This window comes from Halorubrum salipaludis, from assembly GCF_002286985.1.
Lineage (GTDB): Archaea > Halobacteriota > Halobacteria > Halobacteriales > Haloferacaceae > Halorubrum > Halorubrum salipaludis.
In genome coordinates this window covers 56,103-82,757 of the sequence record NZ_NSKC01000011.1, presented here as the reverse complement: position 1 = coordinate 82,757, position 26,655 = coordinate 56,103, and the positions used below count along the sequence as shown (strand labels likewise).

The window sequence follows — 26,655 nt, the reverse complement described above, 5'->3', positions numbered from 1 at the left end:
CAGCCCGATTTTATAATACGAATTAGTATAATTTGTTCCACTTACCGAGCCGGTGACGGACGATTCTACAGTGCCCATTTCCTCCTCTCATTCTCCATACAGAACCTGTATCATCTAGTTTACTTGGAAATCCAGTAAAAATTATTTTTAGATTTTTCTCATCAATTTCTCCTTCTTCGTGATGATGTCCAAGAAAAATAAACCATTCCTCATTAGTATCTTTTATTAGCTGATCAAATGTCGATAGCTCCATATCTATGCTCTTTGGGTGTGCGATGAGCACGTTCGGTCCTTTATACTTTTGTTCGAACTTTGTCCAATCAAAATCGGATATATTATTGAAGGAACTGGAATTCAGTCCTAGAATATTGAACCCACCCATAGACCCCCAGTTAGCAGTCTGATCAAGTCTGTTTATATTGGGAAGAGAAGAAATTGATGAAATTCTACTCTCTACTTTATTATCATGATTTCCAGTTACAAACAATACCTCAACATCCATATCACCAAGTTGATCAAATTTCTCTTTAACATTACTGTATCCGTATTTATCCACTCTGTGGTCGAACAAGTCTCCAGTGTGTAATATGCCATCAATATTCCACTTATCAGATAGTTCAACTAATAGATCTAAAACATTAAATTCATATCCATTTATATACCGAGAATCAACATTGGTTGTTCGATTTCTATATCCAAAATGGGTATCACCTACTACCAAGAAGTCAAAGGCATCGTTTGAGACTCTTCTAACCGATGTATTGTCAGTCTCAGCTAAAAAATGCCCTCCATCCGATCTAGACCGCAGCTCGACATCTTTTAATTCATATTCTTCACCGACTGCCCAACATATGTTCAGTGGTTCGTTATCTGATAACCGAAATTGATGAGTAGTACCATTTGACCGCCGCACTCTCAAACTTGCTACTTTCGGCTCATTTACGTCAATCCGGGTCAGGATGACGATTTCATTTTCAATATATTTTTCAAATTCACCAACCATGATAATTGGAAACTAATATTATTTAGATAAAAAGGCCGTGTGATTATAACAGCTGTGTTAAATGTAAGGTTTTATATATTATTCATGCGACATATATTTCCTCCTTCTGCTACTTCCTCCAACGACTGAACTCTTCATGGAAACCTCTTCTTGCTCTGCTATGTGAGAGTATTCCAATCATTCTGATTGTGATCGTGTTATTCAGACAAGTTGTTATGAGGTAACAACTCTACTGCCAATAGAGTCAAAAGGTAGTGGTATTCGTGGAACCGCAGAAACCCCCACTTGTTTAAATTAGTGGTGTGTCCTCGAAAACATGAGCGAGAACGGACCCACGACCGCGGCGATCTACGCCCGAGTCTCGACGTCGGACCAGGACGTGTCTCGACAGCTCGACGAGGCGCGCGAACACCTGGAGCGTCTCGGTGTGGAAGACGTCGAGGAGTACCCCGAGGTCGTCTCGGGCGCCGCCGACACCGACACCCGCGAGGTCTATAACCAGCTCCTCGACGACGTCGAAACCGAGCGGTTCGACCTCGTCGTCGTTCACGAGATCAGCCGACTCTCTCGCCTCGGACCGACTGAGATTCACGAATTCATTCAACACTGCTTGGAGCACGACACCGGCGTCGAGGCCCTCGACGTCGGCTTGAAGATTCACGTCGACGACGGCGATCTCCAGCAAACGATATACAGCATGGTCGCCCGGCTGATGGGAGACCTCGCACAGATAGAACACCAGCAAAAGCTCCAGCGAATCCGATCGGGCGTCCGTGCCGCACAGTCCGCCGGAAAGTGGACGGGGAGGCCGCCGGCAGGGTTCGTCGTCGAGGACGGCTACCTGCGCGTTGATCCCGCCGAGTTCCTACACGTCCGCGAGGCCGTCGCCCGTGTGGACCGCGGGGAAGCCTTCGCGAAGGTCGCCAACGACACCGGTCTCGCTGAGTCGACGCTCCGGAGCCTTCACCAAGACCGGCGCGACCTCTACCTCGGTGGCGAGGCGGACGACGAACGCGTCAACGAGGCACTCGGCGACGTCCGACCGCTGGAGGACGCACGGACCGAGGCCCCCGACCTCGAAGCGTTGCGAGAGCGAGTGGAGCGGCTGGAGGATGCTACCAACGTCGACGACCGCTAACCCCTCCCTCCCCCTTCGGCTCCGATCCGAATCGTTCGTGCGCGTAGAACAGCCATTCGGAAACTCAAGATTCTCACCGATCTCCCGACGGGGACGAGCCTCCACCAAGATCGGCGCGGCTTCTACCTTGGCGGCGAGGCCGAGACGAGCGCGTCGACGAAGCACTCACCGACGTCCGCCCCCTGGAAGACGCCCGAGCCGAGGATCCCGACCTCGAAAAGCTGCGTGAACGCGTCGAGAGATTAGAGGAGGCGGCCGGCGTCGACGAACGCTAACAAACCCTCCTCTTCATTCGATTTGGAGGCATGATCCGGCGACGATACCCCCACCCCTCGGCCCGTCAGTCTTCGATGTATTTCTGCTTCAACTTCCACGGTACGTCTCCGCTGTTCCTGTAGACGTATCGGGTAGCCTCCTCGATGTCGGCCAGTTGGACGTTCTCCCGAGCCCCGCCACCCACCTGCTGGATGGACCCCTCTGATTTCGGTAACATCTCGCCTTTTAACAGTCGGCGGGCCTGTCCCTGCTCACTATCCCGCACCGCGTAGTTGAGAAGGGTATCGATAGATACCTTGTTAGAGCCGGTCACTCGGTCGTTGAGAAGAGTCTCGACAATTCGGTTCTTGATATCCTGCTCGCTCATTCTATAGTATGTACTTATAGGCCTGCGCACTAAAAACTGTCGGTTATTATGATAGTAGTGTTCAACCTATTCCACAGATTTATACCCACAGATGGGATACAGTAGGATATGTCATCCGCGACGACGCGACTCGACCATGACCTAGCCGGGAGAGGATCGCTGCCGACCCTGTTCAAATCGCAGGAACGCGCACGCATCATCGAAGCCTTCGTCACCAACAAGAGCCGAGAACTCAACGTCAGCGACATCGCGCGCCTCAGCGACACGTCGCGAAGCACGGTGTACGAGCAGCTCGAACAGCTCACCGAATTGGGGATCGTCGAAGAGGTTGACCGCGGGGCCAGCAGCTTCTACACCCTGAACGAGGACGACGAGCTGGGAGAGATGCTCTACAAGCTCCAGGGGCTCACGCTCCACCGGCTCTACGAGATCGACGACGACGTCGAGCTGTAATCACCGACTCGGTTCCTTTTGACCCCGCAACCAGCTTCTCTTCATAGCGACGGGTATAGTGTCAACACTCAAATAAACTGTACTACCATCTGACTTTTCGGGGGATAAATCGCTAGACGACAGCGGGGACGCCGGCTATCGCTGGGATTACCGTCAGAAAATACAGGGGGCCGTCGGCACGTCGCCAGTTCCTACAGGCATCTGTGGCTCTGTTGAAATCCTCAGTAAGTGATATATTCTGCCCCGGTTGCGGTCCGTTCAAGGAACTCACAAATTACTCAGAACAATATTTGGAGAAAGCATATACCGTCTCATATTCACGGTTTTTTGTATGAACCGCAGACGGCTTCTGATATACTGCGGAGTTACCGCTGGTATCAGTGGATGTCTGGGACAAGAGACAGAGCCGGCCCGAAACGGTGACAATGATTCTACGGACGACAGTAGTGAAGCAGACGACTCGGTCGGAAACGATGAAAATGATACTACGGGAAACAATAGCGAAGCGGACGATGATTCCACGTCACACGTAATCTCCGTATCAGAACCGACAGACGATATCGACGAAAGCAGTGTTCGATGCCAGTTTGCGGATCTTCCCGCCGGAGCACAGGAGGAGGTAGAGAGTGCGATAGACGATCTGCGGTCCAACTCCGAAGAAATGGGACGGTACGCCACCTCTGAGCGACCGGAGCTGTTGGACACGGATTGCTATGCCGCGTATATCCACTACGAAAACCAGTATTACTACACCGGAATTGACGCACTCGGTGGGTAGTTAAAACGGTTGAGATTGGTGGTCTGGACTCTGTTGAAATACTCTGTAAGCACCTTTCAGCAACCGGCTGTTTCACGTGAGAAAATGTCTGAAGAATAGGATTTCAACAGAGCCGCATCTGTATAAGCTCTCCTAAAGGACTCTCTATAGGAAATCCTCTATAGAAATCTAGGGCTCCCTGTATTGGCCGTAATCGAAGTAGAATATATCACTTTCTAAGGATTTCAACAGAGCCGCTATGGATTAAACACTTCTACCTCACCAAACGCCGGTGGATCTTCAATCCATTCTATCCTATCATTGGTTGAGTAAACATGTATTCCAAATTTTACTTCGTGGGTTCCTTCTTCATGAATTTCTGCTGAAAAGTTGACCCTCTGCTTATCCCCCGGTACTATTTGTTCTTTCTTAGCTCTTCCCGAAGAAGTGTTTGGGCGAACATCATACACTTCTCCTCCAATAATCAAGACCACGTAGTATTCAACTTCTTCCAAGTTAGGCTCTTCCTCGGTGAAAGGTGGGGTGAGAAATTTCGGAGACTCATTGATTTTGAATTCCACTGTGTACTGTTTTTCTTCAGCACGCATCGCGGATCCTGGTATATTGAATTTGATGACCTCCACTAGACCCATGCCAGAATATGCTTCTGGAGGACCACCTCCCATCCACAGGTGATCTAGGTTTTCAATATATTCAATTGAATTGTATACTGGTGCCTTCTCGGGGTCAAACCCCCTGTTTTTGAACTCCTCATTATACTCCTCAAGACGCATACCCTCATTTTTGGCATATTGGTACTCGTCCACTAATTTCGCAGTCGGAAGATCTCCTATAGAGAGTCGAGGAGGTTCACGATAACACTCTGCTAGATATGACGTTATCTCTTCTAAATTCTGGGCGTATACTAATTTACAAAGACTAGAAATAGTATTCCAGACACGGTCTATTATGTCCGCTGGATGTCCTCTCTGTTCTATGTCGAATTGTGCTCGCATGTTGTGTACAAGATCATTCCGCAAACCACGAATTCGATTCAAATTATCTTCTAATTTTCCAGAATCAAGAACGCCCATTTGCTTCAGTCGTTTTTCCCTCTCATACTGGCCTAGATCGTCGATGATTTTCTCAAACACCTCCTTGTTCTCCTTAGCACCAATACTTTCCTGTATTAATTTGGCGGAGAGGTATTCTATGGTCGCGTGGGAAAATATGATATAATGAGTGAAATCCCGATAAGCATTCCTGAATTTACTCTTTCTATTGTGATATTTAAAGAACCAGCGACCTTCTGTCCAAGTAAGAACTGATTGCTTTGACCTTCTGTGTAAGAGTGAAAAGTCATAGATATATCTCACCTCATCAATTCCCCTGAAGTATTCTTCAAGACTAGATGATTTCTCTTCTATCGCTTTTCTTGCAGCAACGACTTCCTTGCTAGACATATAGGGTAATACACCGAACTCAAATGTAATCTATCATGTGGTTTTGGTCGTGAAAATATGAGTGGATAGAACGCACCTGGAAGATTGTATCGACATTAGTTACTATACTCGCAGTCTTCGGCGAACGATAACCGTTCATGAGAAATATTTGTCGCGGGACAAGAAAGTATAGAATCAAGAGTAGTGCCGTACACTAACACAGTGAATATGAGAACACCAAGTTGGCAAAAAACACCGACCAGCTCAATAGTATCACACGTCATTATTTTTAAATCTCTCTTTTAAATTAATATAATGAATATCAGTCAGTTCACGCTGTGGGATATTACAGTTAACGTCGTTCCGGGTGTTCTGTTGTTATTACTTGTATCAATCCTCACACCACAGAGATTAGTAGAGAGTCTGTTGGTATTCTATTCGGAAGGTGGGTTGCTTGCAGCATTAACCGTATTAGTACTGAGTTATACATTTGGTCGAGTTTTTCAAGAGGGTGTATCTCGCGAGTTGGACAATGTAATCGTTCAAATCTCATGGTCTGATAGACATCAATCAGCTAAGCAGCATTTTAGTGAAGAGATGAACAAGGCTCGGGAAGATAACAACCCAACAATAAGAAAAATGTTTTTAGAAGATTCTATCCCTCACTTTTTGAATGAAGACATCAATTCAATTGATAATGTAGACCAGAGGATAGATGATTCTGCATTGTTTAGACTCTGTCAAGAATATGTGATTGGGAATAAGATTGGTAGATTAAACCGATTTACTATTCTCTCTCGATTTCATCGGAGTCTGTATATATTGGGATTGTTAGCTATGCCGCTTCTTTTCACAGTCCAATTTGTATGGCCCGTTTTAGGATATACAGCAGTTCTTAATTGGGGTGATACGCTTATCATAATGATAATAATTGGGATTGTATCTGTATTCTCATTCAGAGAACGCTGGTACTTTGAACAGAAGATGACTGATGCATTAATAAATGGATATTATACCTCAAGAGCAGAATAGTGATCGTATGAATTTATTTTAGTGGATATTTATGACTGAGAAATACGGGACATCTGCTAAAGAAACAATCAGCTAATCATCTCGATCGCGCCACTCGCCCGTCATCGGGTGGTCATACTCGTCGGGGTGGAATCGCCCCGTCCGCATGACCCAGTAGTGCTCGTTCGCTTCGAGCGCGTCCTCGCGGGCGAGTGCGTTGTCGAGGCAGTCGTCGACGGAGGCAGCGTCGAGGCCATCGGCATCGTCGGCCAACTCGTGAAGCTCGTCTAGATCGGCGCCGGGGTGGGCGGCGATCAGGTCGAGGAGGCGGTCGTACTTATCCATCGGAACTACGACCTACCTCAGTATCGAGCGCCTGCGACCGCCGCGTCTCCAGTAGGTGCCGCGTCTCGACCGACGCATCGAGCGGTGCCATGACCAGGAGGCCGGGCGCAGCGTGACACGGGAGGCCCTCGCCGGCCTGAAAGCCCGTCCCGGTCGTCGGCACCTGCACGCGATACCCATTGCCCGAGTGCTGAATCCGGGTGTCGATCCCGCGGTGGATCGACTCGGTCTCCTTCGCTGCGAGCGCGACCAGCTCGGCGCGGTCGGCCATCGGGACGCGGTCATTGTCCCGGTCCAGCACGAGGATCAGGTCGTCGAACCCGTACGCGACGACCGCAGCGCGGTTCCGGGTGTCGCCGTCGGCATCCTCCTCGACGAGTCCGGCGCTCCGTGCCGGTTTGGTCACCTGGAGGGCGAGTCCGTCGCCAGTGGTCGTCAGTTGATTCGCCATCTACTCAGTCACCTCCAGAGTCGTTCGACTAAGTCGATACTTGTACTCTCGATCTGGACTTAGAACAGCGTCACTACTCGCCATTGTCCACCTCCTCGATCGTCGCGATTGTTCCGAGGGTTGGGTACTCTCATTGGACAAGTTCGCCGTCCTCGACGGACTGGACCCCAGCGCTAAGGATCGGCGTTCCCCAGCCGTCGGCCATCTCAACGATACTCGCCTCGGATTGCTCTGTAGCGAATCGATCCGGTCCAAGGTCAAACTCTGGAACGTCGGGAAACTCGACCGTGAATCGGAGGAACCCTTCACCATGCCCCTCCACGGGATCGTACTCGAAACCGTCACACGATACCTCGAACGTGCGCTCGTCATCAAGTGTGACACGAAACGTCGGGTACCCCGATCGATTCTTGAATAGCGTTTCGGCTACATCAGCCGTTGAATCATTCATTTGTGACCACCTGCGCGCCGCAAGCCACCCTGCTGCGCTTGCTTGTTACTATACTATAGTAATAATAAGCGCACCGGCGGTCCAAGCGTTGTCGACTAGGTTGCCCTGTCGAACTCATTAGATCGTGATACGCTCTCCTCTAACTCTGTCAGTACAGAATGTTTAGTAATCAAGCCGACCGTATGCGCGTCGCCATCCATCGGATGACGAAACCTACGACGTAGCCGGTCGTTCCGACAATGACCGCAAGCGCCAGCCCAAAATTAACACTTGTTTCGAGTCCTCCGAGTAATTCGGCGCGGGCAGACCCGTATGCGAACCCCAGCATTCTCGGCGAAGTGTACCGGCCTGCCCCCATCCACTCACCAGAGAGATAACCGACGAGTGGTGGAAAAGCGTACCCCCAGAGGCAAATCAGCCACAGTGTGCCGACGGTTGGGATTAAGCCCGCACCGAGAATCCCCGCAATGACGGCAGTTCCCGGAACAATCACGAGCCAACCCCAGAAGTCATAGAGGCGGACACCCATCCCGAGGAGAAACGCGACAGACGCGAAACCCAAGAGACCGACAACAGAACCGATAACGGCCCAACGAGAGAGACGGTCACCGAAGACACACCTCCAGACCCGACCACCGTCGAGATGTTCCATACCTGTTATTTTCTTACCGTATTGTTAGTTGTTCGGCCGAGTACGTAACTCTCATCGACCGGCTGTTTCTGGTTGGTATATGGTGAAGTTGAGACTACAGTGGGTATAGCGGGCCTGTGATGTATGGTTTTGGCCGAATCGGAGAGCGGAAATTGACTCAGATTGCTCTCCAAATGGCCCCATATTGTTGAAATCTCAACCATGTACGCGAATTTCGGCCACTTTCGACAGCGCAGCCACTCAGAGTCGGGCTACCACGGGGTGAGTACCGCTCTATCCGATTCCCGTTTCCTTCTTCACCAGCGTCAGCGTATTATCGGCTGTCACAATGGACGAGCGTTCGTATTCACCGGTTAATTCGACCTGCACAAGCAGGTCCACAGCCCGCCAGATCGAGTACAGAAGACACGCACATGCGAAGTAAAAAAACCGCAGGCCGAAGTTCTTCGAGGTCGTCGCGGCCATGAACCGCTTGATCGACTTGTACCCGCTCTCAATTTCCCATCGGTACCCGTACTCTGTGAGCAGGCCGTTGCCTCGGTTCGTCATGAAGACCGAGTACTGCCGATGATCGGTGTGTTCGGAGTTCTCTTTGCGTCGGTAGATCAGTGTCGTCGAGTGCCACTCATTATCGCCGAGATGTAACTTCCGATCGGTCTCGTAGCGGTCCTTTCCCTTCTTGAGGAGCCGATTCGCCTGCGCTCTTTCACTGGTCTGCATCCGCTTCGGGACGACGTAGGAGAGGCCGCGTTGGCTGATCATCTCCAGGATGTGCTGGCTGTCGAACTCTCGGTCCATCAGGACGTTATCAACATGAACAGCCGCCTCTGCCGAGTCCAAGAGGTCCTCGACGATCTCCTTCCGGGTGTCGCCTTTCCGAACTGGGCACGCATCGAGGACTATCGGAACAGCATTCCCGACCAGCTGGACCGTCGCCCACTGGTAGGCGTACTCGTCGTTCTTCTCCTTCGTGCCGATAATCTCGTCTTCGTGGTCCGTCCTATCGCCGGTGAACGGGTCGGACTCAGTAATGTCTATGGCGACGATGCCAGCCCGGAAGAACTCCTCTGTGTCTGCTACCCGGTCCAGCAGTCGACTCACCGCCTGGCGATACATCTTCCGTATCTGTTCGATTGAGAGATCGCGTACATGCTCGCGATGGGCGTGGCCAAGTGGTGTACGGTCTCGGTTCGACTCGTGAATAAAGCTCCGAGCGCCTTCGTTGACAGCCAAGTTCTCGCGAAGTCCGAGATAGGTCTGGAGGCCCCAGTAGGCGTTCTCGTGGATTTCACAGCACTCGCCACGGTCCAGTGAGAACGCTTGGAACGCAACATCACCGACCCGCTCAGTGACTGTCTCGGCTTGTTTCAATACGGTCTGGTCATCGGGGTCCGATTCCGGACCCTCGTCACAGTGTCTGCGACTCTGTCGGTTTGGCTCGCGCGGGACCGTGACGCCCGCGTTCTGTGCTTTGATGAGGATGGTTCGCGCTGCGGTCTCAACAGTATCTTGGAGTGTAGCTGTGAATCGGTGGTGCCAGCTGCGCCACAGCGTGGACTGATCGGGGACCGACTCCAAGCCAAGTTGATCACAGAGATCGGGGTGCTGAGTGAGGTATTCGATGAGGGCAGTTTCGTGGTCCCAGCCGTGGCATTCTTTCAGCAGGAACAGGCGAAATAGTGTCTCCATCTCGTAGCTCGTCGAGCCTGCGTATCGGTCATGGGCATCGAACTGAACGTATGCGAGCGGCACTGCGTGGATGAATGGATCAACGCCATCGTGATCGTCAAGCTGGAACCATGTTTCCGCAACGAGACGAACGTCCGACCCTAATCCGGAAAGCGACGTGCGATCGAACAGTGAACTCGACTTGTACGTGGGCCAGTCGATATAGGATAGCTGGGCGATCTGCCGGAAGACGGTACGGCGAGACTCACGGGTTGGAGCCACGACTAGAGGGTGACCACGACACGCTCAAGTATTCGTCTAACTGCTCGATATAAACGAGGATTGCTCAATCTGGGGGAAAGCTATTATTCTAGCTGTTTGCTTGTTCACATAATGGTCTCTCTTCGAGAGGCGTCTCCTGAAGACGCAGCAGCAATGGCGCGTATCCAATCGGAGTCGCTTCGAGAGAACGGAGAAGAGTACTACACGGACGAACAGCTTGCGCTTCTGGCACCCGCTGAGCCAGATGCTGAGGCAATTCCTGAAGATGAGTTTACCGACGATTCGTGTCGTCCAATTATTGCTGAATTAGATGGATTGATTGTTGGCTGGGGCAGCATCCACCTCGACGAGAACGTGCTGGCTGCAACATTTGTTGATCCCGACTACACAGGACAAGGAATCGGGCGCACAATTGTTGAGGAACTCGAAACAATCGCACGACAGGAAGGCGTAGAGGAGCTAATCGTTCCCGCGTCGCTAAACGCTGTTGGCTTCTACGAAACACTTGGCTTCGAAAAACAGCGCGAAATCGATGCAAGTGGACCCGGCACACCGGAGATTCCGAGTGTAGAACTGACGAAACAACTGTCCTAATCGCTCGAGTTGCAGACACACTGAGCAGGTGCTCCCCCGCAAAGCCAGCGAAAAGATATGTGCCTCCAAACCTGTCCCCAAAGATCCTGAGTAGTTGTAACAGCGCAATCAGCCAGACTGTTATTTTGATTTAGTACCAAAAATACCAATAGTGGTGGGAGTATTCGTAGGAATACCACTAATGGAGCGAGATGACTTCGACGAGGCAGCACCCGGTGAGATCGTTCCCACGACGACGTCGAAGGGGACGTATTCGGCGTTTCAACCTGACCCGCTTCCGCCCTCAATCAGTACTGAGGAACTCATTACACCGCTGGCGGAGGCGACACAGGCACTTGGCCGACTTCACGGCATCGGTCCACGTGTCGGCTCAAGGGAGATCCTGATCGAGCCGTTCATCCGAAAAGAAGCGCTGGAGTCCTCGCAAATCGAGGGCACACATGCTACTCTTTCAGACATCTACGCCTATGAGGCTGGACAGGAGGCTCTCATCGACGAAGACAGGCAGCAGGGCACCCAAGAAGTCGTGAACTATCTACACGCGCTGACGCACGGATTGGATGCGATCACAGCTGGCGATCCAATCACCGTCGAATTGCTATGCGAGATGCACGACCGGTTGCTTTCGGGTGTCCGTGGGGATGAGGCTGACCCAGGAGAACTCCGTACGACTCAGAACTTTATCGGCAGTACGCCATACATCCAAGACGCCAGGTACGTGCCGCCGCCCCCGAACGAGATCCCCGACCTTCTCGAAGACTTGCTCGAGTATGCGAACCAAGAGACAAATCTGCATCCACTTCTCCGAATCGGGCTGATCCACTACCAGTTCGAGACGATTCACCCGTTTCTCGATGGGAACGGACGACTCGGGCGGCTATTGATCAGTCTCCTTCTGCAACGTGATGGTCTCTTGCCCGAGCCGTATCTCTACCTGAGTTCGTATTTCAACGCACGACGGTCAGATTACGTTGATCATCTCTTGTCAGTCAGTCAGCACGGTGAATGGGAAGAGTGGCTCCTGTTTTTCCTGCGTGGCGTGCAGTCGCAAGCAGATGAGGCCCACCAGCGGGCCAACCTGCTAGTCGACCTCCGAGAAGACTATCAACAGCGCTATCAGAGCGAGCGGTCTGAGAATATCCTTGAACTGGTGATGCGGCTCTTCGAAGATCCGTACCTGGACGTGAACACAGCAGCCGACTGGTTGGATGTCGAATACAGCACGGCTAACCGACTGATCGGACAGCTCGAAGATGACGGAATACTCGAAGAACTCACCGGGAAAGATCGGAATCGGTTCTACCGGACGACCGAAGTCTTCCAGATCATCAACAAGCCGATCGATCAGCTCTGAACGACTGAGCAGAGAGGGCTTGAGGCATACGCATTGAGACAACCGGTCTCAACTTCTGGGTATATGTCCGAAGAATTGGGTTTTGACAGAGCCAGAATTCCAATGGAGCCAGATCAGTAGTATTTCAAAACACGGATACACAAACTTGTGATATGTATGACCTCACAGGGTTTCAGCGAGACCTATTATACGTAATTGCCGGTCTTGATGACCCTCACGGGCTTGCGATCAAAGACGAACTCGAGAACTACTACGAAAAGGAGATCCACCATGGTCGGCTCTATCCGAATCTCGACACGCTCGTTGAGAAGGGACTTGTCGAGAAAAGCCAGCGCGACCGGCGAACCAACGAGTACACCACCACTCGCCGAGGCACCAGAGAGATCGAGGCGCGGGCCGAATGGGAAGCCGAGTATATTGATCACGACGACTGACTGATCTGCCTCATACTGAGCCCCGCGGTATTCGGCTCAACAACCCGTGAACACTACAGCGCCCCATTTCAGTGGCAAACGTTCATAGCTTTTAGTTTTGTAACTATATACAAGATGAGCTACGATACAGAACACGTGCGAAACGCGGGGGACACACCGAGGACGATTACCGGAATCTCCACGTTCGCAGAATTACTCGAGAACCCGTCCCTGGCCAGGCTCTATACATCAATTCGGCGGTCTGCGACTTCCACGGGCCCTGAACTCGTTGAAACAACGACCGTCTCGAAGAAGACCGTGTACGACTATCTTCATAAGTTGGAACAGGCGGGCCTGATCAGCAAGGTCGACGACGATGGTGGGACCGCCGTATACACCGCTGAAGAGTTCGAACTGACACTGACGGTCCGCGAGACGGAAGTCTCGATCACGCCCGAACTTATCGAAGTGATCGCACAAAAGAACGAGTATCCAGCGATCGAGCGGGTTCTCGAAGACTACGGCATCGTCACGTACGCACTCACATACGATCTCGTGAAAGCACACAGTGAGAGAAATGTCACAATCCGGCAGATCGCGAGCCTCACAGGCCTTTCGCCTGGAGCCGCGTATGATCTCGTTGAAGCTCTCTATTCTATTCTTGAGCTCGGTGACGACGAGTCACCCCCGACGACGTACTCACCGGATGATTTCGATGAGGACGAAGGGGATCTCCTCAGAGAATTTGCCGATAAGTAGACCGAGTGAGAGCATGTACACTACGTACTTTGCGGAGACGGTGATGTTTCGGAACCTGAGGAAAGAACTCGTGAACGTTTCGTGTAGTTCGCAACTCAACGACCGGGCGGGGATTTTTGTTTCTGTGACAGAATCTAACACACATGGGATTTGAAATTGAAATGAGTGGTTTTGACGAACTCGAGGACTCGTTAGATTCTGTCAGTGGAGAAAACACCGTGACGTTCGATGAATTGTTCTCTGAGAGCTTTATGCGCCGGCATACTGACTTCAACGACATCGAGGAGTTCTTCGAGGAAAGCCCGTGGACAGTCGAGGACGAGGAAGACTTCGAAGAGATACTAGAAGATGAGTTCGACGCGTACGTCGACGACACGACGATGTTCGCTACTTGGGAGTCGATGCTTGGGAAGGCTGGAGAAAAATGGATGGCAGACCAGCTCGGTTTCTAGATTGTAACAGCTAGTCTTCGAGGCCGAGCTCTTCCTCAATCGACGTCCCGGAGAGCCCTGCCCGGATCACTGCTGGGTAGAACCGCTCGTTCTTCGGTAGCTGCTCGCCGTGTTCACGCTGCCACTCGACGTTGACCTCGGAGTAGCGGATGTCGAGCTCGTCGACGTCGTCGTCCGAGAGGTAGATCGTCCGCCCGTTCCAGTCCTCTCGCAGCACGAACCCCTCGTCGCCGGGGGCGAGCGTGTCAGGCGTGTCGCTCGTTTCAGACGTTTCGATCGTTTCACCCGTTTCAGTCATTGGCGTCGTGTCCGTCGTTTCAGTCATATCGGGAGACGCCGCGGAGTCGTCGTCGCTCACATCGATCGTTTCAGGCGTTTCAGGCGTTCCAGTCGTGTCGCCCGTTTCAGACGTTTCGGATGTTTCACTCGTGTCAGTCGTGTCGGTCGATGCGCCGAAACGATCGGCGATGCCGCCCATCTTCTCGCTGGTCTTCCCCAGCTCCTCGCTAGCGTCGTCCTCGTCGTCAGTCATTTGCTTGCCCCACGAGTTTGTCGTCGACGAGCGCCGCAATCTCGGCGATCACCTCGGCCATGTCACTGTCGAGCTCCTCGGCGGCGAAGATAGAGCGCTCCTGTGCGGCGATCGCTCGCTGGAGGTCGACCCGCTTGTACACGTCGAATACCGGGATGCCAAGCCCGTCCTCGAACTCGGCGTGGAGCTGCTCGAGCATCGCGTCGGCCTGCTTGTTGTGCTCGACGCGGTTTGCGACGATCCCGAGGATCCTGACTGCGCCAAAGTACTCCCGAACGCTGTCGATCTGCTTTTGGAGGCGGTCGAGCCCCTGTACAGAGAGCGCCTCGGCGTACGCCGGGATGAGGACGCCGTCGCTTGCCACCAGGGCGTTGTCCGTGAGGACGTTGATACTCGGCATGTTATCCACAAGGACGACGTCGTAGCCTGCGCCGAGCTCGTCGAGGGTCATCTTCAGTCGCTCTCGGGCTCGCGGTTCGCCATTCAATTCACCACCAGTTCGGTCGACCATGCGCTCGTTCGCTGGGAGCAGATCGAACTCCTCGCCCTTGAGCACGAGGTCCTCGACGTCGGCGGCGCGGCTCGGATCTAGGAGGAGCTCGTGGAGCGATACCTCACGGTCGAGGTCGCTGTAGGCTTCGTCGTAGCCAAGGATCGACGTGAGCGCCCCCTCCGGTGCGAGGTCGACCACGAGGACATCGAGTCCGCGATCGGCGAGCGCACCGGCGACGTGGATGGTGAGCGTTGTCTTCCCCACCCCACCCTTTTGATTGAGCATCGCCACAATCGCCGGCGACGTTTTGATCGTTTCTCCCGTTTCAGTCGTTTGTGTCATTCTGTGAAATGATCGAAACGCGGCCATATTAACTCTACGTCAGACACCAACATTCCAGGCAGGTCTGGAGGACAAGGATGATGAGATCCACATCACGAGAAACACGATGAAAAGCGATTCCCCGGATAGACGTAGCAGCACTGTACTGACGAACAAGCCTACTACTGACAGAATTACTTGAGCAGGTCAGCAATAATAGATCGTGATCAGACCCAAAGAGCGGCAGAACTACCAGATGATGAGGGTGGAGGCCACAAAAGCGACGACCGGTGCGCGATTATCGAAGTCGACTGTTACGCATCTTCCAACTCATCTGCGTCGATATCGCCTGTGAGGTACTCTCGACCGAGATCAGATAGCTGGTAGTATCCGTCACTGTCCTTCACTAAGAGCCCCTTCTCGGCTAATTCTGGCAACCGTCCCCGTACTGTAGAGTACCCAATGTCGTGGCCGTGTCGATTTAAATTCCGGTAGAGAGGCTTCGGGGCGAGTTCTAGGTTGTAGTCGTTGAGAAACTCCAAGATGACTAGGTCCGTCATTGTCATCCACCCCGGAGTAGGCCGCATTTTCGCTACATCCAATGGGAGCTTTGTTAGTTACACGGGTTGTGCCTCCTTTGTAGCCTATTTGAGCCAATACTTAGCCTATATGAGCTAATGTTTAATACTTCAGATACACATGCTATAATCACGGACCCCATCGGCCGTTGATGACGACGCGCTGTGCGCAAAAAGATGCTGGCCGATCTGTGCCAATAAATGGCCCATGCGGGGGGGTTCCGTGGACACGCACAAACCCATGTACACTGGTTCAACGCGGGGGATTGAGATTCTGGTCCAAGACACAGAATCAACTTTGACTGACGAGTACCCGCCAGCGCTCGCGAAGCTAGGATTGGCCCGCCATGTGAGTCACGACCTATCCTCCCACCAGAACGGCGCTCACCAACCAGACAAATCGCTCGCAATTAACACCCTAGAATCAACCATGACGACACCGCATCCACCGAAGGCCGCGTCGCCTCGCAACCTACCGAGTATGCTCCCGACAAACGGTACATCCCAATGAGCCGCCCAGCAATCGATCTTGAAACTGACGTCGTCCGTGACCGTCCGCTCACCCAAGAAGAGGCGAAGATTCAGGTGGCGCTCTGTGATGACGACCCATCACAACTCATGCTTAGTGTCGGCGGGAGCTGGGGCGTTACCTTTGCCGAACTCACCCCGACGGAAGCCCGTGCGATCGCAACAGCGCTTGAACATACGGCCGTCCGCGCTGCCGCTGCCACGGAGGCCTCAACCGATGAGTGATTTCTTCGATGACCTCAACGAGAAAATCGGCGCTCTCGGCGATCAGGAGGAACCAGTCGACGATCTTGAGCACGATCCGACAAATGGTCGGTGGCTCGAACGAGAGACAGCAGAAGCGTTCGAGCGGTGGGGGTACCAGACAACACGGAATGAGTTCCTGTTCGGGCTTGAGACGGACGTCGTCGCCCGGAGAGCGGACCTCCAGAACGACCCGGCCGATTACCTCGTCGCCGAGTGTAAAGACTGGCACACGACGCTCGTCGGCCGTGATGCGGTCGCCAACATCTCCCACCGGGCGCTGCTCGCGCGGGCGATGCCTGTGCTCGTCGTCGCGTGGGGCGTGACCAGCCAAGCGTGGTGGCTTGCTCAGGTGCTTGATGTGCGAATCCTCACCATTGATGACCTCTACAAGGACTCGCTGCCGCCGCTGACTGAACGTCGGCCGCCTCGGGAGACGTTTCGAACGAGGCGAGAACCGTACGTGAGCGAACTCAGGAGTAATATGCCGCAGTTACTGAAGCGACGGAGCAAACTTGATATCGAGACGCCGGTGTTCTTCGATGGCGGCTGTGGCCCTTGTTACGTGCCAGATCGACGTGGGAATGACAAGTATGTCAACGCCTCTAACACCGACTACAACTTTAGCTAAAGACAAACTCGCTCTTGTAGCGGTGATTGGTGGTAGTGAACTTCCGTAGCGGTCTGGGTCGGTCAAACCGTCGGTAGAAACGGCGGCATTCCTGTTTGACCTTGTCCATAAGGAGTGATAGCTATGTCGAAACCACCCGAATGCTCTCCATCAACAATCCTCTATCTAAGAGCGTCCACAGATGAGAGTAGAAAGAACTCTACTCTGGCGGGTTTTCGATGAGGCTGCGCACTACTTCTCTGCGATCAGGGAGTAAGTGGACAACCATGATCACGCCGAAGGTAAGAGCGATGGTCAGACTAATCCATTCAATTCGATCACCAGTCGCAAGCGCTTGAAGTGCACCGTTCTGACCCAACAGTACAGCACTGACCATCGCGATCAGTATTCCGGTACCAATGATTTTCATCGCAGTTGACCTACTTAGTGGGTATTCGATGTCTTGGTGTGCCCGGAGATAGACATCTTTTATTTGGCTCCATTCTGCCACCGTACGCGCGTAGAAGGCCCCAATGTCGATCGGTATGATACTGCTGCGAACTTCAGCCGTTGGCTCATCAACAATTTTCGCAATTTCAATATCGCCAATTTTGAGCATTGCTTTCCTACCGTTGATTCCCAAGACCTCTCGTACTTCCTCGTCGATCCTAACGATCCCGCGGTTGTTGATCCGAGAAATGGTTCGGCACGTTTCGTCTGGTAAATCCTCAACATTAACTTCATCGTCCTCAACTTTCACGACTTGAATTTCACATAACCTGACTAGTGCCTTTTTTTCTTTCAGACCTAGGACCTCTCGGATTTCGGAATCAATCGTAACACTTCCCCGTTCGTTCATATACCGAATCGTCTGTTCGCCCATACAACCAATCGACAGCAAAATAGTATAGTTCTATCGGCCACTTGACATAGTTCAATGGATTGGAAGGTTTAATATTGAGAATATTATCTTTCCGACTCACTCGGATACAAACTGACTTGTTCTAGATTTATCCGGTTCAACCAGTCGGATACACTCTATTCTTATTTTTGGCCACCGTTAAAACAAAAGAAGTTATGTAAACTCCAATCCTCTAACACGCTTCCTTCGTGCGATTTTGAAAATAGGACTGACAAATGAGAACTGGAGTATATCGATTTTCCCTGTTTACATCCTGTTCTCATTTGTTTATTCTTACCGGGAAAACAACTAAGTGTCTGGCTTCTACATAAAGGAATACAAGTTCAGTTGTAAAACTGGGCGTGAAAATCATGGCAAAGCCAGAATTCACGAAACGGTACGTATCGATGCCAACGGCGATGTGGAAACGTGCCTCCGACGCTGAGGGGTACAACAGCGCAGCAGAATACATTCGCATCATGATCTCTGCCGGTGAGAGTAACATCGTCGCGCTCGACCCGCGCACGTTGAACGATGAGATCAAGAGTACAGGTGAAGGTACTGATGACCCGGAGAAGCTCGTACTTGAGGCACTGGACGAGGACTACAAAGACCTCAACACCGTTCTCGAGGACGCTTTCAAAGAACTTGCTTCAGACTACCTCTTCCGATTAGCCAAAGACGATGACTCGCCCGTCGAAAAAGACGGGTTCGACTTCCGAATCAATGAGTAACCCAGACTACGGAACCGTACGGCACGGTAACGACCCCACCCGACCGCCGCTGGACTGGTTCGTCTATACGCGGCACAACCACTCGGCGGACTCCACCCAGCGGAATGTCAAATGGCATATAGGGTTGTTCAAGCGGTGGCTCAACGACGAGTTCGACTGGATCATCTACGAAGACGATGATAAACACACGATCGAAGAGAAGCATGACAAGTACGGCAGTGAGGTGCTGCGCCACGAGAGCGGGATTGACTGGAACACTGGTGGTGACAAACAGCCAGAAAACCTCTCGATCGACGACGCTCGGGATTATTTTCATTCGATGGCTGCGAATCCAAACTATGGGGGAGCCACTGAACGGGGGAACGTAAAGACAATCAAGCAGTTCTACGACTTCTGCCTGAAGCGCGGCCACTCCTTGTTCACCGAGTCAGGGAACCCGATTGAACTCGCTATCGACGAAGGTGCTGATAAGATCATCGGGAGCGGCTCATCACGGAACCCGAAGATAATCGCCGTCGACGAGATGGCCAACTACATCCAGGCTTTCCAGCACCCACTCTGGGAAGCGATCACGGCACTGATGGCGAAAACAACGATACGAAGAGGTGTCATCACTAATGCTGACCTCCAAGATATCTACTTGGATCACCCAGCCTGTAACTGGGAAGTTCACAAAGCCCTCCGGCACAAGGACCGTCCATTCCTCTACGTGCCAAGCACCCCCGAAGAGGGTGCACTCTGGGAGGAACGGGGGCGAGTCCCAACAGCGTCGAACAAAACAAGCGTCAACAGGACGATCCCGCTTGATGAGGAGATGGTCGACCTTCTCCTCCGATGGCTGGCAGTACACTCCGGCACACTCGAATCTGACACGCCACTGTTCACGACAGTCTCACACAATTGGGGACAGCGGATTCACCCACAGACGGTAGCCCAGAACATTCGCCGCCACTCGAAAGAGCTCGGATACTGGTATGAAGCCTATGACGACGACAACATCAATCCGCACTACTTCCGCCACTGGGCAACATCAACGATCGACGAACGCCTCGAGGCCGCCAGTACGGGAGAACACGCAACGACGACGAAACTGCTCCGCGGTGACGAGGAAAACACGATGGACAACTACACCCACTGGTCGGACGACCGCGTCGAACGGTTCCTTGACGTAAGCCCCCAGTTCTACGACTAAAAAGGGGTTTTCTCCTCGATCTCTTTTCACTCACCGAGAGTAGTAGAATGGGTTCTAATCTGTCAGCACAATCTGGCCGATACCCAGCGGACTCGAAAGTTAGCCGAACTCGCCGGGCAGTTTGTTGCCCGGTCGGATTTCAAGATGAAGAACCTACAGCCACCATCTCGATGAAGAATTCCCCTAGCAAGCGCATTGTGGGACTCATCTCCAGGGATTGACCCCGAGACACTGCTTGCTCATGTGGTAGGTGAGTGGGCGGATACTGATTCACGAGTCCCTCGTGAGTTCAGACAATGATACTCTTTACACGAAGTCATCAAGTGACGTTCCACGTGTCGTATCACGAGAGCTTGATTCCGTAGACTCACTCGCAGACTGCGGCATCTCGATCGTCCCGGACGAATTGCCGAAATTAAGGAAGTTACGACCAGATTCGGAAATCGGCGGTTGAGTCAGCTCTCCGGAGTCACCGGCTGTCCAGTCTTTCACCGCTTCGACAACAGTCGGTGCTGTCCCAGTCGAGATGTGGTCTGCGCTGAGAACGATATTTTCCTCGAAGCCTGACGGAGCCTGCTTCTGTTGGAAGGCCAGTTTTTCGATGGTTGTAGCGTGACCCGGTGGCATATCCTTGTCGAGGCCTGACCACGCGGTCTGTATCTGATCTTCGAGCGCCATCACCCGTCCCCGAGCGATTCCATCGTAGGACGTCAGATGGAGATCTTTCACCGTTACCCCATCCGCAAGCTGCTGAGTAAACGTCTCTACCCACACCGGTTCTTCATGTGGTGTTGCGTTGTACAGCTCACCGATCGCCCCAATCGCTTCAGAGAGATTGCTAGCAGTTGTAGAGAGATGCGCCACGTCGATATCTGCTCGATCTTCGATCAAGTCCGCATTGATACCCTGACACCAGAGCCACGTCATTACGGCTGCCGTCATCGACGAGTTGGACTGTTCGTAGCCGTGTCTCTCCAGTAACTCCCACAACGGATTATCCTCACTGTGAGACTCCCCAAGATCGCACGTGTATGAGACCGTCGCGAACTCTTTGATTAACCGTTCGGGCGAGATCGGGTGGTAGTTCTCGAGCATCCTGACAACACCCTTGAGCGCGTCAGGCGTTGGTTCAAGCCGGGTCGCATGGTCGTACTCGAAGACAGCCTCGCCAAGTTCAGTTGGTGTAATCTGATTGTCCGACTGGTAGTTGATGAAGCCCTTCTCGTCGAGTTCCTCTGTGAATCGAATGACCTTCTGGGCGACCTCATCATTACCGAGAGTCGGAGTCGCTGACATCGACGTGCCCTGATAGAACCCGTACAGCGTCATCGAAACGAACTCGATCAACTCGTCGAGTGTATTCCACCCACTGACGACAAGTTCAATCAGGAGCCAGCGGAGATTCGTGTCGGCGTTCTCTGCGTTCGAAATGTATTCATCACTCGGGAAGTCGTCGGGTACAGGGCCGAAGTGCGACCCAATTGATTCAAGCGATTTCTCTTCGACTGGCGTTCCGAACTCAAAGTACTCTTCGGCCTCTTCGTCTGTGTAGATGGGGTAAGCATACGCCTCCTCCATATCTCCACCCCGGCCAGCCCGACCGATCCATTGTATGTACTCATACTTTCCAATAAACTGCCCAAAGCGAGCGAGGTCAGCAACAATGACTGATTGAATGGGTGAGTCGAACCCGTACGCGAGCGTGGTCGTACAGGAGATACACTTGATGTCGCCGTTCTTGACCCCTTCCTCTACGAGCTCTTTGATAGAGTTCTCGAGCCCGGCATAGTGAAACGCAACTCCGTTCTCCAGACAGCTGATCAAATCATGGTGGGTACTTGTGAGAACAGTATCGACTGCGGCCTCAACCTTTGCCCGGTAGTCTGTATCGGGTCGCTCGAACCGACAGTTATCTTTGATCCGCAGCGCCCGAGTCTGAGCATTTGACGTCGAGAAATTGAATATCATGAACGGGCCCACCTCTCGGTTATCCATGATCAGATCGCCGATGAACTCGCCATAGGACTTCCGTGAATCACCTTTCTTCACCGGTCTTTCAACGATCGGAACGCCTCGCTTCGCAGGGCTGATGACAAGATCTGACTCTAACCAACGAGCAATTTCATCAGGATTCCCAACCGTCGCACTGTTCGCAAAGATCTCAGCCCCATTCTGCCGGGCGATAGTCAGGCATTTTTCGATGGTATCTCCGCGAAAGTCTGAGTATATCTCGTGGAAGTCATCGAAAATGAGCGTATCCACACCGAGGCCAACACCGCGAATCGCTGCTTCATAATACGAGTCGAAGGTCGCAACGATCACATCAGCATGCTGGTAGCCAGCTGTGTCACCCCACGTGGCATTGGCCAGCGTATATCCTCCGTCCAGCCATTCGCTGATGGACTCGTACTTCCCGTTCGTGAGAGAGACACTTGGGACGAGATACGCAACTGACTTCCCGTTTTCAAGCGCCCGTTGCACAACAGTTTCAGCACAGAATGTCTTCCCATTCCCAGTCTCTGCGCAGAGCAGGGTGTTTCCCTCATTCATTCCATCTGCCTTGAGGAAAGCCGCCTGGGTTTCATTCACCGAGTCAAACCCTTTCCGCTGAAGTAGTGATTCAACCCGCTCAACACTGGAGTGGGAGAGACCATCTGGAATATCAGCCATTAATGAATTGTGCTAAGAATGCGCGCCATCTGATAAAAATACTACCCCAATTGGCAAATCGAATTACCTTGTTCGTGCTTCGTCGATCGCCATTGGAGAGGAGTTACGGGCGGTAGAACCGGACAAGCATCATGTCGGCTCGGGACGTTCAGACTGAATTTGACTTTGACGACTTCGAGACCGAGGTCACCCGCGAGGACGAAGACGCGCTCATCGAGACGATCGCCGACTCGATTCGTCGGCTTCGCGATCAGATCGACGACGACATTCTCGACGGTGTGTTTATCTCTGACCCCGGCTCGTACATCCTCAAGTCGGAGTATTCTCAGGATCGCCTCGATCCCGAACCGATCACACGGGATCGAGTGATCGAGCCGTTGTTGAACAGGCTCGGGTACACCGATTACGGTTCTGAGGTCGGCGACTTTTCGACAACTCGGGGCGAGCAGGCGGACTACGCGGTTTCACTTCGCGATATCCCAAATATCGACTCCTCTCGGCTCTTGATCGAAGCCGAGTCGCTGAATAAGCCGCTCGAAAAACGCGGCCACGGTCTCGATCAGGTCAAATCGTGATTGAGTCAGCGCGAGTTTGAGTCTGACTACGGGTTCGCGACGGACAGCATCCGGTGGATCTTCATCCGGTACGACGCCAACTCGTACACCTATAACGTCATCTCCGAAGTCGACCTCCGACCGGTTTTTCTCACGATTTACGAAAACGCGACCACGGGCGGCGCCTCGCCGACGGACGCAGTCAGTGACGACGATCGCGATCAGGTTGCGTTCATCCTCGACGACTTTCACACTGTCCAGAACCCCCGCCGGATGACTGACGAGTACCTCGATATGGTCCTCGACAAGTACGACGACCTGGCCGACAGGTAGCGACCTGCAAGCTACTCGATATAGCCGTTTCCGTGCCGGTCCGATCGGGTGCCTTTTTAGGTGATACTGACATAGGGTTGTGCACGAGGAACGGGGCGTCTCCGCCTACAACCACCGTTCGTTCCTGTTCCTCGCATCAGCCCGCTTCATGAGTGGCAACGATGACAAGATCGAGTCGGCCGACGACGCCGACACCGACGACGAGTCAGATGGGGACGACAAGTCTCCGCACACCCTCGACGTGCTGCGGACGATCAAGATGACGGCCGAGATCGTCATGCTGGCCGCGCGGCTCATCGGGATGAGGTAGTGGAGCGCGCCAACTAGGGCGTCTCCACCTACAACCAATCCTGCCTATTCACGGAATGGTCTTAAAGAGTTAGGGTCCACGTCGACAACACGCTTAACACCGTACACGACGCCCTCTCCGTGTTGAAACACCCGGCCCGACCGCACGACTGCGACTGCCCGCCATGAACGATCCCATCCGCACAAGCGCCGGCAACAGCGTCGTCGGGGTTGCACCGCGACACTTTCTGCCGGGTACGAGGGGCTCGCTGTAGATCGTGGATCGCCACTCGCACCAGCGTTCCGGGCGCGTCGTCGGTGCCGTCGACGGCGAGTTTTCCCTCGACGTTGGTCCGGTCGCCTCGGTCGCGGGTCGGCGACGGTCGCGGTACCAAGCCGCGGCGTCTCGTCGCGACGACAAGATTTGCGAGACTACTGGGCGATTCGCTTTCGGTACTCCCCCGCGGTCGACGTAACCGCCGAGCGCACCGGACTACTGGCTGATTGTGGGTCGTGTTGGTCGTGCTGGCCTACTACAGGCGCGTTTATCCAGAGCCCATTCTCGTAGGTAAAAGGGGCTAGTGACAACTCTAGCCCATGTTCGCCGGAACGTCATCAATCCATGAACCTTGCCAACGTCTCGTCGCTCGTTCCACTGAGGTACTGCCGAATCTCTCCCTCGCGCCACCCGACCGCTGCGAGCACGCTCTCGATGGCGCGCACGGCGGCGTCCTCGTACCACCCAGTGTCGTACCGCCCGAGGTCCTCGTACTCCAATCGGACCCGTGACGCGCCGCGAGCGTCGGCGTCGACGACAACGTACCGGACGGTCTGTCCCGGCGCCAACCCGGCACCCTTGATCCGAGCGCGTTTCAGCGCGGCCACGGTGAGCGTCTCCATCGAGTACTCGTCCACGTCCTTCGAGACCCGGTTGTCGACGATCAGCCCGGTCGGATCGACTTCACCCTCCCGTAACGCTCGGAGCCGGCGCCGGAGCACGTCACACACCGCTTCCGGCGATCGCGTCTCGTCGAACACGCGGAGCGCCTCGCTCTGTACGTCCTCGACCCATGCCGATGTCGATCGCTGCCGTCCCTCGATGCCGCGGGTTTTGATCGCGTCGCCGAGTCCGGCCTCGGGATACTCCTCTCCACGTCGCTTCCCGAAGTAGCGAGTCAACGCCCCCGAGTCGGAGTTCCGCATCGGACAGAACGCCACCCAGTCGAACGCACACTCGTACTCAAGGTCGATTCCGACCTCAGCGCTCACCTCCTCCGCTACCTCCTCCAGCGGACGTTGCTCGCGACCCTCGGCGGGCGTCACCCAGATCGAGTCGACTATCCCGTGGACGACCCGCCACCCCGCGTCCTCCAGTGCGGCCTTCGCGTCGAGGAGGATCTTACGGGCGAACGCGTTGATTGCTTCGTGACACTCGATCCGCCCGAATTTGGCGTTCGAGAAGCCCTGATACCCGAAGCATGACACCAATATCCACTTGATTGCAGACGAAGCGGCCTCCAGCCGCTCGCGTTCCTCGCCGTCGGCATCGGGGATCTCCGTTTTGATCTCACTCCGGGCGTCGATAAGCGGGGCAAGCACCTCGGGGAGATACCCGTCGTGGTCGCAGATCGAGTAGCCGAGCCCCGGCACGTCGTCGGTGTCACAACAGCCGCACCGGACCGTCTCGGGTGAGATATTCCGCGTTCGGATGATATTCGGATACAGCGATGCGAAGTCGAGTTCGTACACGTCCTCGTGAAGGCCGACATCGGGGGCGAAGGTGGTCCCGCCGCGGTCGGCGGCATCGAGTGTCGACGCCGATTTGAACAGCTCCGGGCGCCACGCTCGCCACGGAACCAGGACATCACGCGACCGGGCTTCGCGAATCTGCATGGCCGTCAAAACCCGGCCGATAGAGGCCCAGCCGAGTTCTTGCAGCGGCAACCCGGAGCGTCCCACGAGGTCGAGACAGCCCTCCAGCCCGGACTCGTGATAGAAAAACGAGTTGGACTCATTGATGATGACGCGGCCGGGGACCGCATATCGGGCCGGGGAGTGGCCCACGTTCCGGTAGGAGGTGTACGTCGACTCGCCGGCGAGTTTGGTGTACCCCGACCGGCGGCCGAATTCGAGTTCGACTCCGTACGCGTCGGCGGCCTCGAACAACAACGGGATCAGGTCGGCGGTCGAGACGACGAGCACGTCGGGATCGCGCTCGTCGATTGCTGTCTGGACGCCATCGAGGACCTCGTGAGGCGACGAGCCGACCCGCTCGCCGTCGACGGTGAGCTGTGGAAGCGACTCGATCCCAGATTCATGGCTGGGAAACTTCAGTCGAAGCGTTCGGAGGTCACGAATCGATCGGTCGGGCGCGGCCGGCGTGTCTGTTTCGAGGCAGAACCGCAGTTGTCGCGTGAAGTCCACGTTGTAGCAGGTGAACGTGTCCGGCTGGTCGAACTGCCGAACCCGTTTCGCGACCGTCCGAACAGCCTCGATCGACGCGGCGTCAACACGGAGGAGTGGGCGGGCATCCGTCCGGAACGTCTGCCGGTGCGACTCGACGTCAAGGCCGGCGACCGCCTGTTGCCCGTTGAGAAACGACCGGAGCTCGTTCAGTACGTCCGAGAGACCATCCCGGCTCGGCGGTGTCGGCTCAGGCCCGCCCCTCCGCCCGTACAGGTCGTCCGGTGCGTCACCGACGAAGAGCGTCGGTCGGTAGTCGTCGTGGACCTCGCGAGCGACGCCATCGGATGTGAGCGTCCACTGAGCAAGGCGACCGTCCCCGAGATAGTCCAGCGTGAGGGTCACGG

At 53.9% G+C, this 26,655-nt stretch carries 30 protein-coding genes; 16 read left to right on the top strand and 14 right to left on the bottom strand.

Features of this window, described 5'->3' with window-relative positions; translation table 11 throughout:
* Positions 1 to 22: 22 nt before the first annotated feature.
* Entirely contained in the window at positions 23 to 1,003 is a 981-nt protein-coding gene (locus CK500_RS15225) for a metallophosphoesterase family protein (protein ID WP_095638057.1), read from the bottom strand.
* A gap of 316 nt (positions 1,004 to 1,319) precedes the next feature.
* On the opposite strand from CK500_RS15225, the gene CK500_RS15220 reads away from it, so the two are divergent.
* Positions 1,320 to 2,141, top strand: coding sequence for a recombinase family protein (locus CK500_RS15220; RefSeq protein WP_198951591.1), 822 nt, complete (start codon positions 1,320 to 1,322; stop codon positions 2,139 to 2,141).
* 340 nt (positions 2,142 to 2,481) lie between these two features.
* Here CK500_RS15220 and CK500_RS15210 read toward each other — a convergent pair whose 3' ends face one another.
* A complete protein-coding gene (locus CK500_RS15210; protein ID WP_095638056.1) occupies positions 2,482 to 2,784 on the bottom strand; it encodes a hypothetical protein in 303 nt (100 codons plus the stop codon).
* A 108-nt stretch (positions 2,785 to 2,892) separates the two neighbouring features.
* On the opposite strand from CK500_RS15210, the gene CK500_RS15205 reads away from it, so the two are divergent.
* Positions 2,893 to 3,237 carry a winged helix-turn-helix domain-containing protein gene (locus CK500_RS15205; protein ID WP_050033692.1) on the top strand — a complete coding sequence of 115 codons (345 nt, stop codon included), beginning with the start codon at positions 2,893 to 2,895 and terminating at the stop codon, positions 3,235 to 3,237.
* Between the two features lie 331 nt (positions 3,238 to 3,568).
* On the top strand, positions 3,569 to 4,015 hold the full coding sequence (locus CK500_RS16980; protein ID WP_144049575.1) for a hypothetical protein: 447 nt from the start codon (positions 3,569 to 3,571) through the stop codon (positions 4,013 to 4,015).
* A 236-nt stretch (positions 4,016 to 4,251) separates the two neighbouring features.
* Here the strand turns inward: CK500_RS16980 and CK500_RS16975 are convergent, their stop codons facing one another.
* Positions 4,252 to 5,457: a hypothetical protein gene (locus CK500_RS16975; RefSeq protein WP_144049574.1), complete on the bottom strand. Its 1,206-nt coding sequence runs from the start codon at positions 5,455 to 5,457 to the stop codon at positions 4,252 to 4,254.
* A gap of 294 nt (positions 5,458 to 5,751) precedes the next feature.
* Here CK500_RS16975 and CK500_RS16970 point away from each other — a divergent pair, with 294 nt between their 5' ends.
* Positions 5,752 to 6,468 (top strand): hypothetical protein, encoded by a 717-nt coding sequence (locus CK500_RS16970; RefSeq protein WP_144049573.1) that lies wholly within the window; start codon positions 5,752 to 5,754, stop codon positions 6,466 to 6,468.
* A 72-nt stretch (positions 6,469 to 6,540) separates the two neighbouring features.
* Here CK500_RS16970 and CK500_RS15200 read toward each other — a convergent pair whose 3' ends face one another.
* From CK500_RS15200 to CK500_RS15180, 5 genes are all read right to left on the bottom strand, one after another.
* On the bottom strand, positions 6,541 to 6,792 hold the full coding sequence (locus CK500_RS15200; RefSeq protein ID WP_095638055.1) for a hypothetical protein: 252 nt from the start codon (positions 6,790 to 6,792) through the stop codon (positions 6,541 to 6,543).
* Positions 6,785 to 7,243 carry a hypothetical protein gene (locus CK500_RS15195; protein ID WP_095638054.1) on the bottom strand — a complete coding sequence of 153 codons (459 nt, stop codon included), beginning with the start codon at positions 7,241 to 7,243 and terminating at the stop codon, positions 6,785 to 6,787. Before CK500_RS15195 ends, CK500_RS15200 begins: the two co-directional genes overlap by 8 nt.
* 130 nt (positions 7,244 to 7,373) lie before the next feature.
* A complete protein-coding gene (locus tag CK500_RS15190) occupies positions 7,374 to 7,694 on the bottom strand; it encodes a hypothetical protein (protein WP_095638053.1) in 321 nt (106 codons plus the stop codon).
* A gap of 169 nt (positions 7,695 to 7,863) precedes the next feature.
* The gene (locus tag CK500_RS15185; RefSeq protein ID WP_144049572.1) at positions 7,864 to 8,346 is read right to left on the bottom strand and encodes a hypothetical protein; all 483 of its coding nucleotides are present in this window, start codon (positions 8,344 to 8,346) and stop codon (positions 7,864 to 7,866) included.
* Between the two features lie 273 nt (positions 8,347 to 8,619).
* Positions 8,620 to 10,296, bottom strand: a complete 1,677-nt coding sequence (locus tag CK500_RS15180; protein ID WP_095638051.1) for a transposase — start codon at positions 10,294 to 10,296, stop codon at positions 8,620 to 8,622.
* 111 nt (positions 10,297 to 10,407) lie between these two features.
* On the opposite strand from CK500_RS15180, the gene CK500_RS15175 reads away from it, so the two are divergent.
* The 5 genes from CK500_RS15175 (at position 10,408) to CK500_RS15155 (ending at position 13,868) form a co-directional block, all read left to right on the top strand.
* Positions 10,408 to 10,890 carry a GNAT family N-acetyltransferase gene (locus tag CK500_RS15175; RefSeq protein ID WP_094553536.1) on the top strand — a complete coding sequence of 161 codons (483 nt, stop codon included), beginning with the start codon at positions 10,408 to 10,410 and terminating at the stop codon, positions 10,888 to 10,890.
* Positions 10,891 to 11,071: 181 nt separating this feature from the next.
* Positions 11,072 to 12,244, top strand: coding sequence for a Fic family protein (locus CK500_RS15170; RefSeq protein ID WP_095638050.1), 1,173 nt, complete (start codon positions 11,072 to 11,074; stop codon positions 12,242 to 12,244).
* Between the two features lie 152 nt (positions 12,245 to 12,396).
* Positions 12,397 to 12,678 (top strand): helix-turn-helix transcriptional regulator, encoded by a 282-nt coding sequence (locus tag CK500_RS15165; RefSeq protein ID WP_095638049.1) that lies wholly within the window; start codon positions 12,397 to 12,399, stop codon positions 12,676 to 12,678.
* 114 nt (positions 12,679 to 12,792) lie between these two features.
* On the top strand, positions 12,793 to 13,416 hold the full coding sequence (locus CK500_RS15160; RefSeq protein WP_233139220.1) for a helix-turn-helix domain-containing protein: 624 nt from the start codon (positions 12,793 to 12,795) through the stop codon (positions 13,414 to 13,416).
* 143 nt (positions 13,417 to 13,559) lie between these two features.
* Complete coding sequence (locus CK500_RS15155) at positions 13,560 to 13,868, top strand: hypothetical protein (RefSeq protein WP_095638047.1); 309 nt, start codon at positions 13,560 to 13,562, stop codon at positions 13,866 to 13,868.
* A gap of 10 nt (positions 13,869 to 13,878) precedes the next feature.
* Here CK500_RS15155 and CK500_RS15150 read toward each other — a convergent pair whose 3' ends face one another.
* From CK500_RS15150 to CK500_RS15140, 3 genes are all read right to left on the bottom strand, one after another.
* Entirely contained in the window at positions 13,879 to 14,400 is a 522-nt protein-coding gene (locus tag CK500_RS15150; RefSeq protein WP_095638046.1) for an HNH endonuclease, read from the bottom strand.
* Positions 14,393 to 15,262 (bottom strand): ParA family protein, encoded by an 870-nt coding sequence (locus CK500_RS15145; protein WP_233139218.1) that lies wholly within the window; start codon positions 15,260 to 15,262, stop codon positions 14,393 to 14,395. The genes CK500_RS15150 and CK500_RS15145 overlap by 8 nt, the downstream gene beginning before the upstream one ends.
* A 266-nt stretch (positions 15,263 to 15,528) precedes the next feature.
* The gene (locus CK500_RS15140) at positions 15,529 to 15,780 is read right to left on the bottom strand and encodes a winged-helix domain-containing protein (protein ID WP_394338258.1); all 252 of its coding nucleotides are present in this window, start codon (positions 15,778 to 15,780) and stop codon (positions 15,529 to 15,531) included.
* Between the two features lie 519 nt (positions 15,781 to 16,299).
* Here CK500_RS15140 and CK500_RS15130 point away from each other — a divergent pair.
* Together CK500_RS15130 and CK500_RS15125 are read left to right on the top strand one after the other, a co-directional pair.
* Positions 16,300 to 16,545: a hypothetical protein gene (locus tag CK500_RS15130; RefSeq protein ID WP_095638042.1), complete on the top strand. Its 246-nt coding sequence runs from the start codon at positions 16,300 to 16,302 to the stop codon at positions 16,543 to 16,545.
* The gene (locus CK500_RS15125) at positions 16,538 to 17,194 is read left to right on the top strand and encodes a hypothetical protein (RefSeq protein WP_095638041.1); all 657 of its coding nucleotides are present in this window, start codon (positions 16,538 to 16,540) and stop codon (positions 17,192 to 17,194) included. Before CK500_RS15130 ends, CK500_RS15125 begins: the two co-directional genes overlap by 8 nt.
* A 199-nt stretch (positions 17,195 to 17,393) precedes the next feature.
* On the opposite strand, the gene CK500_RS15120 is transcribed toward CK500_RS15125, so the two are convergent.
* The gene (locus tag CK500_RS15120) at positions 17,394 to 18,056 is read right to left on the bottom strand and encodes a hypothetical protein (protein WP_095638040.1); all 663 of its coding nucleotides are present in this window, start codon (positions 18,054 to 18,056) and stop codon (positions 17,394 to 17,396) included.
* 389 nt (positions 18,057 to 18,445) lie between these two features.
* Between CK500_RS15120 and CK500_RS15115 the strand changes: the two genes are divergently transcribed.
* Both CK500_RS15115 and CK500_RS15110 read left to right on the top strand, forming a co-directional pair.
* The gene (locus CK500_RS15115) at positions 18,446 to 18,808 is read left to right on the top strand and encodes a hypothetical protein (protein WP_095638039.1); all 363 of its coding nucleotides are present in this window, start codon (positions 18,446 to 18,448) and stop codon (positions 18,806 to 18,808) included.
* Positions 18,801 to 20,000, top strand: a complete 1,200-nt coding sequence (locus CK500_RS15110; protein ID WP_158224051.1) for a tyrosine-type recombinase/integrase — start codon at positions 18,801 to 18,803, stop codon at positions 19,998 to 20,000. The genes CK500_RS15115 and CK500_RS15110 overlap by 8 nt, the downstream gene beginning before the upstream one ends.
* Positions 20,001 to 20,306: 306 nt before the next feature.
* Here the strand turns inward: CK500_RS15110 and CK500_RS15105 are convergent, their stop codons facing one another.
* The gene (locus CK500_RS15105) at positions 20,307 to 22,670 is read right to left on the bottom strand and encodes a DEAD/DEAH box helicase (RefSeq protein ID WP_095638037.1); all 2,364 of its coding nucleotides are present in this window, start codon (positions 22,668 to 22,670) and stop codon (positions 20,307 to 20,309) included.
* A 131-nt stretch (positions 22,671 to 22,801) separates the two neighbouring features.
* Between CK500_RS15105 and CK500_RS15100 the strand changes: the two genes are divergently transcribed.
* From CK500_RS15100 to CK500_RS17235, 3 genes are all read left to right on the top strand, one after another.
* Positions 22,802 to 23,245 carry a hypothetical protein gene (locus CK500_RS15100; protein ID WP_198951590.1) on the top strand — a complete coding sequence of 148 codons (444 nt, stop codon included), beginning with the start codon at positions 22,802 to 22,804 and terminating at the stop codon, positions 23,243 to 23,245.
* A complete protein-coding gene (locus CK500_RS17490; protein ID WP_198951589.1) occupies positions 23,246 to 23,557 on the top strand; it encodes a hypothetical protein in 312 nt (103 codons plus the stop codon).
* Between the two features lie 148 nt (positions 23,558 to 23,705).
* Positions 23,706 to 23,867, top strand: coding sequence for a hypothetical protein (locus tag CK500_RS17235; RefSeq protein ID WP_158224050.1), 162 nt, complete (start codon positions 23,706 to 23,708; stop codon positions 23,865 to 23,867).
* 593 nt (positions 23,868 to 24,460) lie between these two features.
* Here the strand turns inward: CK500_RS17235 and CK500_RS15090 are convergent.
* On the bottom strand, positions 24,461 to 26,653 hold the full coding sequence (locus CK500_RS15090; protein ID WP_095638035.1) for a type B DNA-directed DNA polymerase: 2,193 nt from the start codon (positions 26,651 to 26,653) through the stop codon (positions 24,461 to 24,463).
* Between the last annotated feature and the right edge of the window lie 2 nt (positions 26,654 to 26,655).

What these genes read in the sequence shown, in the direction of transcription:
- CK500_RS15225 (WP_095638057.1), bottom strand. Translation starts at nt 1,003, where the DNA reads ATGGTTGGTGAATTTGAAAAATATATTGAAAATGAAATCGTCATCCTG.
- CK500_RS15220 (WP_198951591.1), top strand. Translation starts at nt 1,320, where the DNA reads ATGAGCGAGAACGGACCCACGACCGCGGCGATCTACGCCCGAGTCTCG.
- CK500_RS15210 (WP_095638056.1), bottom strand. Translation starts at nt 2,784, where the DNA reads ATGAGCGAGCAGGATATCAAGAACCGAATTGTCGAGACTCTTCTCAAC.
- CK500_RS15205 (WP_050033692.1), top strand. Translation starts at nt 2,893, where the DNA reads ATGTCATCCGCGACGACGCGACTCGACCATGACCTAGCCGGGAGAGGA.
- CK500_RS16980 (WP_144049575.1), top strand. Translation starts at nt 3,569, where the DNA reads ATGAACCGCAGACGGCTTCTGATATACTGCGGAGTTACCGCTGGTATC.
- CK500_RS16975 (WP_144049574.1), bottom strand. Translation starts at nt 5,457, where the DNA reads ATGTCTAGCAAGGAAGTCGTTGCTGCAAGAAAAGCGATAGAAGAGAAA.
- CK500_RS16970 (WP_144049573.1), top strand. Translation starts at nt 5,752, where the DNA reads ATGAATATCAGTCAGTTCACGCTGTGGGATATTACAGTTAACGTCGTT.
- CK500_RS15200 (WP_095638055.1), bottom strand. Translation starts at nt 6,792, where the DNA reads ATGGATAAGTACGACCGCCTCCTCGACCTGATCGCCGCCCACCCCGGC.
- CK500_RS15195 (WP_095638054.1), bottom strand. Translation starts at nt 7,243, where the DNA reads ATGGCGAATCAACTGACGACCACTGGCGACGGACTCGCCCTCCAGGTG.
- CK500_RS15190 (WP_095638053.1), bottom strand. Translation starts at nt 7,694, where the DNA reads ATGAATGATTCAACGGCTGATGTAGCCGAAACGCTATTCAAGAATCGA.
- CK500_RS15185 (WP_144049572.1), bottom strand. Translation starts at nt 8,346, where the DNA reads ATGGAACATCTCGACGGTGGTCGGGTCTGGAGGTGTGTCTTCGGTGAC.
- CK500_RS15175 (WP_094553536.1), top strand. Translation starts at nt 10,408, where the DNA reads ATGGTCTCTCTTCGAGAGGCGTCTCCTGAAGACGCAGCAGCAATGGCG.
- CK500_RS15170 (WP_095638050.1), top strand. Translation starts at nt 11,072, where the DNA reads ATGGAGCGAGATGACTTCGACGAGGCAGCACCCGGTGAGATCGTTCCC.
- CK500_RS15165 (WP_095638049.1), top strand. Translation starts at nt 12,397, where the DNA reads ATGTATGACCTCACAGGGTTTCAGCGAGACCTATTATACGTAATTGCC.
- CK500_RS15160 (WP_233139220.1), top strand. Translation starts at nt 12,793, where the DNA reads ATGAGCTACGATACAGAACACGTGCGAAACGCGGGGGACACACCGAGG.
- CK500_RS15155 (WP_095638047.1), top strand. Translation starts at nt 13,560, where the DNA reads ATGGGATTTGAAATTGAAATGAGTGGTTTTGACGAACTCGAGGACTCG.
- CK500_RS15150 (WP_095638046.1), bottom strand. Translation starts at nt 14,400, where the DNA reads ATGACTGACGACGAGGACGACGCTAGCGAGGAGCTGGGGAAGACCAGC.
- CK500_RS15145 (WP_233139218.1), bottom strand. Translation starts at nt 15,262, where the DNA reads ATGGCCGCGTTTCGATCATTTCACAGAATGACACAAACGACTGAAACG.
- CK500_RS15140 (WP_394338258.1), bottom strand. Translation starts at nt 15,780, where the DNA reads ATGACAATGACGGACCTAGTCATCTTGGAGTTTCTCAACGACTACAAC.
- CK500_RS15130 (WP_095638042.1), top strand. Translation starts at nt 16,300, where the DNA reads ATGAGCCGCCCAGCAATCGATCTTGAAACTGACGTCGTCCGTGACCGT.
- CK500_RS15125 (WP_095638041.1), top strand. Translation starts at nt 16,538, where the DNA reads ATGAGTGATTTCTTCGATGACCTCAACGAGAAAATCGGCGCTCTCGGC.
- CK500_RS15120 (WP_095638040.1), bottom strand. Translation starts at nt 18,056, where the DNA reads ATGGGCGAACAGACGATTCGGTATATGAACGAACGGGGAAGTGTTACG.
- CK500_RS15115 (WP_095638039.1), top strand. Translation starts at nt 18,446, where the DNA reads ATGGCAAAGCCAGAATTCACGAAACGGTACGTATCGATGCCAACGGCG.
- CK500_RS15110 (WP_158224051.1), top strand. Translation starts at nt 18,801, where the DNA reads ATGAGTAACCCAGACTACGGAACCGTACGGCACGGTAACGACCCCACC.
- CK500_RS15105 (WP_095638037.1), bottom strand. Translation starts at nt 22,670, where the DNA reads ATGGCTGATATTCCAGATGGTCTCTCCCACTCCAGTGTTGAGCGGGTT.
- CK500_RS15100 (WP_198951590.1), top strand. Translation starts at nt 22,802, where the DNA reads ATGTCGGCTCGGGACGTTCAGACTGAATTTGACTTTGACGACTTCGAG.
- CK500_RS17235 (WP_158224050.1), top strand. Translation starts at nt 23,706, where the DNA reads ATGAGTGGCAACGATGACAAGATCGAGTCGGCCGACGACGCCGACACC.